At 63.7% G+C, this 7,895-nt stretch carries 7 protein-coding genes and 1 pseudogene; 6 read left to right on the plus strand and 2 right to left on the minus strand.

What is annotated here, in order from left to right; all coding sequences use genetic code 11:
• The 3 genes and pseudogenes from Q0H50_RS07150 to Q0H50_RS07160 form a co-directional block, all read left to right on the plus strand.
• Positions 1–276: pseudogene (locus Q0H50_RS07150) on the plus strand (carbamate kinase); the annotation flags it as partial.
• Positions 277–697: 421 nt separating this feature from the next.
• Positions 698–1,528 carry an RNA methyltransferase gene (locus Q0H50_RS07155; RefSeq protein ID WP_294420898.1) on the plus strand — a complete coding sequence of 277 codons (831 nt, stop codon included), beginning with the start codon at positions 698–700 and terminating at the stop codon, positions 1,526–1,528.
• Between the two features lie 345 nt (positions 1,529–1,873).
• Positions 1,874–2,077, plus strand: coding sequence for a cold-shock protein (locus tag Q0H50_RS07160; protein WP_042436473.1), 204 nt, complete (start codon positions 1,874–1,876; stop codon positions 2,075–2,077).
• A 469-nt stretch (positions 2,078–2,546) separates the two neighbouring features.
• Here the strand turns inward: Q0H50_RS07160 and Q0H50_RS07165 are convergent, their stop codons facing one another.
• A complete protein-coding gene (locus Q0H50_RS07165; RefSeq protein ID WP_294420900.1) occupies positions 2,547–3,764 on the minus strand; it encodes an MFS transporter in 1,218 nt (405 codons plus the stop codon).
• A 243-nt stretch (positions 3,765–4,007) separates the two neighbouring features.
• Here Q0H50_RS07165 and Q0H50_RS07170 point away from each other — a divergent pair, with 243 nt between their 5' ends.
• The gene (locus Q0H50_RS07170) at positions 4,008–5,231 is read left to right on the plus strand and encodes a hydantoinase/carbamoylase family amidase (protein WP_294420902.1); all 1,224 of its coding nucleotides are present in this window, start codon (positions 4,008–4,010) and stop codon (positions 5,229–5,231) included.
• Entirely contained in the window at positions 5,228–6,502 is a 1,275-nt protein-coding gene (locus tag Q0H50_RS07175; protein ID WP_294420905.1) for a dihydroorotase, read from the plus strand. Before Q0H50_RS07170 ends, Q0H50_RS07175 begins: the two co-directional genes overlap by 4 nt.
• Positions 6,503–6,656: 154 nt before the next feature.
• Here Q0H50_RS07175 and Q0H50_RS07180 read toward each other — a convergent pair whose 3' ends face one another.
• Positions 6,657–7,055 carry a hypothetical protein gene (locus tag Q0H50_RS07180; protein ID WP_294363240.1) on the minus strand — a complete coding sequence of 133 codons (399 nt, stop codon included), beginning with the start codon at positions 7,053–7,055 and terminating at the stop codon, positions 6,657–6,659.
• 541 nt (positions 7,056–7,596) lie between these two features.
• On the opposite strand from Q0H50_RS07180, the gene Q0H50_RS07185 reads away from it, so the two are divergent.
• Positions 7,597–7,895 (plus strand): type I restriction-modification system subunit M N-terminal domain-containing protein (locus tag Q0H50_RS07185; RefSeq protein WP_294420907.1); only part of this gene is annotated, 299 nt, incomplete at its 3' end.

The following is a 7,895-nucleotide window of genomic DNA, read 5'->3' on the forward strand; positions in this document are numbered from 1 at the left end:
GACTTCGGCGCCGACATGCTGGTCATCCTGACCGCCGTCGAGAAGGTCTGCATCAACTTCAACAAGCCCGACCAGGAGGAGCTCTCCACGATGACCGTGGCCGAGGCCCGCGAGTACATCGCCCAGGGCCAGTTCGCCCCCGGCTCCATGCTGCCCAAGGTCGAGGCCTGCATCGAGTACGTCGAGGCTTTCCCGCAGGGCAAGGCCCTCATCACCTCCCTCGAGTGCGCCGCCGCCGGCCTCGAGGGCATGACGGGCACCGTCATCGTTGCGTAGCCTGTTTGCCGGCTTTGTCTGCCCGTCCTTTCAGGGATCGGCCGCGCCTAGGACGTTATGTTCGCCGTCGCAGGGCCCGGTCCTGGTGCGGCGGGTAGGGCGCCCCGCGGGCGTCCGCGGCTGCCGGGAATCGCAGACCCGCCGCCGCGTAGCGCCCGCGTTATGCTCAAAGACCGGCGCGGTCGCTTATCCCGTTCCGGTGTCTAAACGCTTACCCGCGGCAGTGCGTGCGCATGCACTGCCGCACCTCCTAATGCCTTTGTGTATATATTCGTGCGGCGGCTATTGAGTCGCCGCGTTTACCAACTGCAGACAAGGCTCCGTCGGCAACGCGGCGGAGCCTTGCCATATCTGAGATAATGAATCGATCGCCCCGTAAGGCATCGACTTACCAGCTTTTGCAGACGAAGGGAAACGCGCTATGCCGTACGAACACTTGACCAGCGCAAACGATGCGCGCTTGGCGCCGTATGCGCGTGTGCGCGATGCCGATCTGGCGGCTTGGCCCGACGCGCCCGCCGGCTTGTTTATGGCGGAGTCGCGTGCGGTCATTGCGGCGGCGATCGAGGCCGGCGCTCGTCCGCGTTCCTTCCTGGTAAGCGAGTCCTGGGCCGACGATGCCGCGCCGCTTGCTCGCCAGCTGCTCGCGCAACACCCCGCATGCCCGGCGCTGTGCGCGCCTGACTCTCTGTTCTCCCAGGTCACCGGCTACAAAATCGTGCGCGGCCCTGTAGCCGCTTTCGAGCGCCCCGCGCTGCCCGACCCTTCGCAGCTGCTTGCCGGCGCCCGCCGCGTGGCCGTGCTCGAGGACGTGGGCAACTACGCCAACATCGGCAGCGCGTTCCGCGCGGCGCACGCGTTCGGCGTCGACGCCGTGCTGGTCACGCCCTCGTGCCACGACCCGCTGTTCCGCCGCGCCAGCCGTATGAGCCAGGGTACGGTGCTGCAGGTGCCGTGGACGCGTATCGGCGCGCAGCGCGACTGGGCTGCCGAGGGTATCCCGCTGCTGCATGCGGCGGGGTTCAAGGTGGCGGCGCTGGCGCTTGAGGACCGGTCGCTTGCGCTGGGCGACCCGCAGCTTGCCGCATGCGAGCGGCTGGCCATGGTGCTCGGCACCGAGGGGGCGGGCCTGCACCCGTCGACCATCGCCGCCAGCGACTACACGGTGAAGATCCCCATGGCCCACGGCGTGGACAGCCTCAACGTCGCCGCCGCCAGCGCCGTAGCCTTCTGGGAGTTACGCGCGAGGTAGGGCCGCCAACGCCGTAGCGTTTTGGGAGCTCCGCGCAAGGTTGGGCCAATGGCGGGTTGCCCGGATTGTTGCGCGCCGGCGGCGGATCGCCCAGCTCGCCGAGCGCCGGCAGACAACCCCTACGAAAAGGCTGCGGCTTCGGTCTTGGCGGACGCTTGGCCATCATTTGCGGCCGCATCGTTGCCCCATCGTTAAATCTTCCCTCCCCGCCAGATTCCCGGACGTTTTCCTTGGCGGTTAGCGTATGATGGAACGCGTGCTCTCGAGGTGAGGGCGAGTGTTGCCGCCATGCAACGCGCAGTGTTACCCCCGTGCGATAGCGCGGGAGAGAAAAGAGGATTTAAAATGGCGGAAGGTACTGTTAAGTGGTTTAACCCCGAGAAGGGTTACGGCTTCATCTCTCAGAACGACGGCGAGGACCTGTTCGTGCATTTCTCTGAGATCAAGATGGACGGCTTCAAGACCCTCGACGAGGGCCAGGCTGTTTCCTTCGACGTGACCACTGGTCAGAACGGCAAGCTCCAGGCAAGCAACGTGGTTCGTCTGTAACCCACCGCTTTCTTAAACAGGTAGCTGAAAGCCCCTGCGTGTGCTGCGCAGGGGCTTTTTTTGTTACTCAGACCCGCACGCGGCGCCGGAAACGGTGGTTGCGCGACGAAAAGTCGATACGTCTGCGTTTAAATGGCGCACGGTGTAGTAGCTGGGAATCGTCCAAGCCTGTGAACTGGGCGTATGGAACACTCCCGAAGCGGGCTAGCGCCGGATGCGAGGTTAAAACGCAGACGTATCGACTTTTCGATCTTGCGCCGCGGTAGCGTGACGGGGATTGGGCGATTTGTTGCGCCTTCGGGCTAGTTGCGGGCCGAATCATAGAGGGGGCAGCAACATCGGAAAACCCTAGCCGAAACGAGAAAAGGCGCCGCCTCGATCGAGACGGCGCCTTTGCGAGCTTGAAAACGCAGCGGGCTGCGGTCGCAGTTGCAAGCCCGCGATATGCGGGCGCAGCCCAGTAGGCCCGTTACTCCAGGTCGGAGCCCTTCTTCTCGGGCAGGAAGAACATCGCGATGAACGCGACCACGTAGATGCAGGCCACGCAGCCGATGGCGAAGCCGAAGCCGTGGCCGGCGGCGATGATCGGGATGACCACCGGTGCCGACGCGCCGCCGATGAAGCGGCCGGCGTTGTACAGCGCGGTCTGCGCCGTGCCGCGCACCTCGGTGGGGAACAGCTCGGCGATCAGCGTGCCGTAGCCGCCGATCATACCGTTGGCGAACATGCCCATGAAGAAGCCGCCGAACAGCAGCGCCGTGGGGTCGGTCAGCTGGCTGTAGATGACGATCATGACGGCGGCGCCGATCTGGAAGGTCCAGAACGCGGGGCGACGGCCGGCCTTGTCGGCCAGCCAGCCGAACACCGAGATGCCGATCATCATGCCGATGACGGTGACGGCGGTCCACATGCCGGTGGAGGTCAGGCTCAGGCCCAGCTCGCCGTTGAGGTACTTCGGCAGCCAGGTCATGATGCCGAAGTAGCCGGCGTTCTGCACGGTGCACAGGATGATGATGATCACGGAGTACTTGATGCGCGTGGGCGAGTTGAACAGGCTGGCCAGGTTGCCGTGCTTCTTGCCGGAGGCCTTGTGCTCCTCGAAGATGGGCGGCTCGGGAACGAACGCGCGGATGATGATGGCGACGATGGCGGGTACGACGCCGACCGCGAACAGGCCGCGCCAGCCGAACGCGGCGATGATGGGCGCGGACGCCAGCGAAGCGACCAGCACGCCGACCTGGAAGCCCAGGCCGACGGCGGAAGTGGCCTTCGCGCGGTTAGCGGGGCTGGAAACCTCGGAGGCGATGGCCATGCCCAGGCCGAACTCGGCGCCGATGCCCAGGCCCGCCAGGAAGCGGAACAGCGCCATCAGCTCGAAGTTGGGGGCGAAGGCCGAGCACAGGGTGAACACGCCGAAGAAGATGACGGAGTAGGTCAGCACCCTGATGCGGCCGAGCTTGTCGGCCAGCGTGCCGAAGACCAGGCCGCCCAGGAAGGCGCCTGCCAGCGTGATGGACGTGAGCGAGCCGGCGGTGGCATTGTCCACGCCGAAGGTGGCGATGATGCCGGAGAGTGCGAAGCTCAAGATCATGAGGTCCAGGCCGTCGAGCGCGTGGCCGATGGCCGCGGAGAACACGGCTTTGCCGGCGTAGTGCTTCATCTCGGAAGCTTTTTCTTTGTGTGGCATAGTGATTTCCATCCCATTCCGCAAGTGGTCAAACTTTCAATGAAAATACTCTCATACTGAATATTTGCAAGGGTTTGTTGCAGATTTTACGTTCCCGAAATATAGCGGCGGGGAAGGCGCCTGTCGCGTGGGCCCGACGCGCTTCGCAAGCCCCGATTTCATGCCGTGAAGTGCGGTTTCGGTGGTGGTCGCAGGCTGTCCCGGCACGTTGGACTACTATTCCGGTATGAGAAAGGAGAAGCTATGCGGCACGCTATCGAAGACGTTGAGTATGCAGAATACCTTTTCGACCGGTTCTACGGCATCGGCAGCTGCGAGTCGGGCGGCGTGACCCGGCTCGGCTACACCGAGGTGGAGGACGAGATGCACCGGGCCCTGTGCGCGCTCGGCGAGGAGAAGGGCTACGGCCACTTCGCCGACCAGGTGGGCAACACCTACCTGTACCGCCCGCAGTACAGCATGGACGAGCCCTTCTGGCTGGTCGGCTCGCACCTGGATTCGGTGATCGAAGGCGGGCGCTACGACGGCGTCGCGGGCATCATCGCCGGGCTGCTGGTGATGGGGTGGGCCGAACGCGACGGCCTTGACCTGCCCATCCGCGTGGGTGCCATGCGCTGCGAGGAGTCCAGCAACTTCGGCAGGAGCACCATCGGCAGCGGCCTTATCACCAAGGAAATCTACAAGCACGACGTGGGCGAGGCCGTGAACAAGCAGGGCGAGACGCTGCACGAGGTGTTCGACCGCAAGGGCTACAGCCTGACGCCCGATCGCATCCAGGGCATCCACGAGTACCTTGAGCTGCACATCGAGCAGGGCAAGGTCTTGGAGGAATACGGCGACGCCGTGGGCATCGTGAGCACCATCGCCGGCCCGCGCCGCTTCAAGGTGCACGTGCACGGCAACGCGGAGCATTCGGGCGCCACGCCCATGGGCATGCGCTCCGACGCGCTTGCGGCGGCTGCCGAGATCATCCTGGAGGTCGAGGAGATTGGCAAATCCGAGGCCATGCACCAGTCCGTGGCCACGGTGGGCGTCATGACGAACCACCCCAACGCGCTCAACGTCATCCCCGGCGAGGTGGAGCTGGGCATCGACATGCGCGGCATCGACGTGGCCAGCCTCGATCGCATGGAGGCGCGCCTGAAGGCCGCGTGCACGCGCATCTGCGAGAAGCGCCGCCTCAAGTACTTCCGCGAGAAAACCTCCGACATCCCGCCCATCGAGATGTCGTCCGAGACGCAGCAGAAGCTGCTCGATGCGGCGAAGCGCCTGCGCATCCCGCATCGGCTGATGATCAGCGGCGCAGGTCACGACGCCATGTCGTTTGCGCACATCTGCGACACGGGCATGGTGTTCATCCCGTGCGTGAAGGGCATCAGCCACAACAAGAAGGAGTTCGCCACCATCGAATCGATCCTCGACGGCGCGATGGTGATGTACGAGCATTTGAAGGAAGAGGCGCTATGATCCTGGTGAAAGACGGCCGCGTCATCGACCCTGCGCGTGGCATCGACGATGTGCTCGACCTGGTGATAGACGGCGGCAAGATAGCGAAGATCGGCAAGTACCAGCGCTCGGAGGACTACGAGCGCATCATCGAGGCGAAGGGCTGCGTGGTGGCTCCGGGCCTGGTGGACGTGCACGTGCACTTCCGCGACCCGGGCTTCACGTACAAGGAGGACATCGAAAGCGGCGCCGCGTCGGCCGCGGCCGGCGGGTTCACCAGCGTGGTGTGCATGGCGAACACGAAGCCGCCCGTGGACAACGTGGAGACGCTCGGCTACGTGCTCGAACGCGGGGCGCGCTGCGGCATCAACGTGCTGACGTGCGCGACCATCAGCCGCGGCATGCAGGGGCGCGAGCTGGTGGACATGGAGGAGCTTGCCGCCCACGGGGCCGCGGGATTTACCGACGACGGCATCCCGCTGATGGACGAGGCCCTGGTCAAGTGTGCCATGGAGCGCGCGGCGAAGCTCGACCTGCCGCTTTCGTTCCACGAGGAGGACCGCGCGTTCATCGAGTCGCCGGGCGTGAACCAGGGCGCGGTGTCGAAGGCGCTGGGGCTGGGCGGCGCGCCGGCGCTGGCCGAGGACGTGCTGGTGGCGCGCGACTGCATGCTGGCGTTGCACACGGGCGCGCGGGTGAACATCCAGCACATCAGCTCGGCGAACTCCGTGCAGCTGGTGCGCCTGGCGAAGGAGATGGGCGCGCACGTGACGGCCGAGGCCACGCCGCATCATTTCTCGCTGACCGAGGACGCCGTGCTGGAGAAGGGCACGATGGCGAAGATGAACCCGCCGCTGCGAACGCAGGCTGACCGCTACGCCATCATCGAGGGCTTGAAGGACGGAGCGATCGACATCATCGCCACCGACCACGCGCCGCATTCCGCCGAGGAGAAGGCCAAGCTGTTCGCCGAGGCGCCCAGCGGCATCATCGGGCTGGAGACCGCGCTTGCCCTGGGCATCACGAACCTTGTGCGCAAGGGACATCTGACGCTCATGCAGCTGATCGAGAAGATGAGCCTGAACCCGGCGAAGCTCTACAAGTTGGACAAGGGCGCGATCGCGGAAGGCGCCGACGCTGACCTGGTGATCTTCAACGAAGGCGAGCGCTGGCACGTGGGCACGAAGTTCGTCTCGAAGGCGGCGAACACCCCGTTTGCGGGGGAGGACCTTTACGGGAAGGTGAAGTACACCATCTGCGCCGGCAACGTGGTATACGAGGACGGCGAGTAAGGAAGCCCCGGGTCGGGGCAGAGGTTGCTTGCTGCAAGGTTTCCCCCGGCGGTGCTGTGTGGCGCTGCCGGGGGATTTTTGGGCTAGCGGCCAGCGGCGGGCGAACATGTGCTTGTCCGGGCGGCACTTGCGGTGCTGCTCGGGCTTCTTGGGGTTAATAGAACAGCGCAAGCGCAAGCTCGTCTCCGTGGTCTTGGTCGGTGGGTAGCCAGCCGATATCGATGCTTGCGTGATCGTAGGCGCCCGTGTCTTGGCATTTCACGATGGTGAACCATCCTTCGCGCGGGTCGTCCCAGATGATGTAGTAGCCCTTGCGGTCCGGCGAGGGGCCTTTGGGCCACGTGATTTTCTGCTCGTTCGGGTTGAACCCGGAGATGCCGACCGTGATGCCGTCTGCAATCGCCTCGTTCAGCTGACCGAACTCGTCGGAGTCCGCGTATGCAAGGTCGGGGCCGTCAAACTCGACCACGTACGCTTCGCCCGCAATCAGCTCGTCAAGGCTGATGCTGAGGGAATAGTACTGCTCGAGCGCGCCCTTGCGAGAATCCGGCACGGGGTGTTGCGAGACTGTGAAAGGCACGGGCCCATGCGGCCCTGTGATGCGAAACGCTCCCAACGGGGTGCGAAATTCCGTTGCTCTGGTCTGTGGCAATTCGGCGGTCACTAATTCTCCTGGGGTTTGGTTGGCGGGGTGGGGCTGGTTGCGGTTGTTACGAGCTGTCGGGTGCAAGCTGTTTGGACGTGCAGTTTGCGGTTGCCCGTAATGCCGCGCTTCCTGCTGGACGACGGGCCGTGGCTATACACCCGTCTGCTATATAGCGCGTTTTTGCCCTCTGCTGGAATATAATGACGTTAATACGTCCGTATTGCATTCCGAGTGGTTTTGAGGTGCGTATTCGCGCCGTATCGACCTCTGATTGCGAGGTCAAGGTTCGTAATCGCCTTGCGGACGGAAAAGGTTTCGATAACGCTCGGAATACCTGTCATGCTTCACGACACGGCATAGGGCGCACCGTCTCTTTGCGAGATGAGCCGAAGTGCCTCCGTGCGCATATATATGATCGAAGAGCTTGCGAAGAAAGGTCAGCAGTTTCATGATCACAGGAGCAACCAAGAGCAAGGTTGACGCTATTTGGCAGAAGATGTGGGAAGGCGGTATCACTAATCCCATCGAAGTCATAAGTCAGCTGACCTATCTTATGTTCATGCGCTCGCTCGACGAAAAAGAACTCGAAACCGAGAAGATGGAGCAGGTGCTTGGCGTTAAGCAGAAGCGCATCTTCCCGGAGTCGTACCGAAACGTCTACGGCGCAGAGATACGCGGTGACCAGCTGCGTTGGAGTCGTTTTAAGGATAAGCCCGCGCAGGAAATGTATAGCGTTGTGAACGAGTT

Source organism: uncultured Senegalimassilia sp., assembly GCF_934632265.1.
GTDB lineage: Bacteria > Actinomycetota > Coriobacteriia > Coriobacteriales > Eggerthellaceae > Senegalimassilia.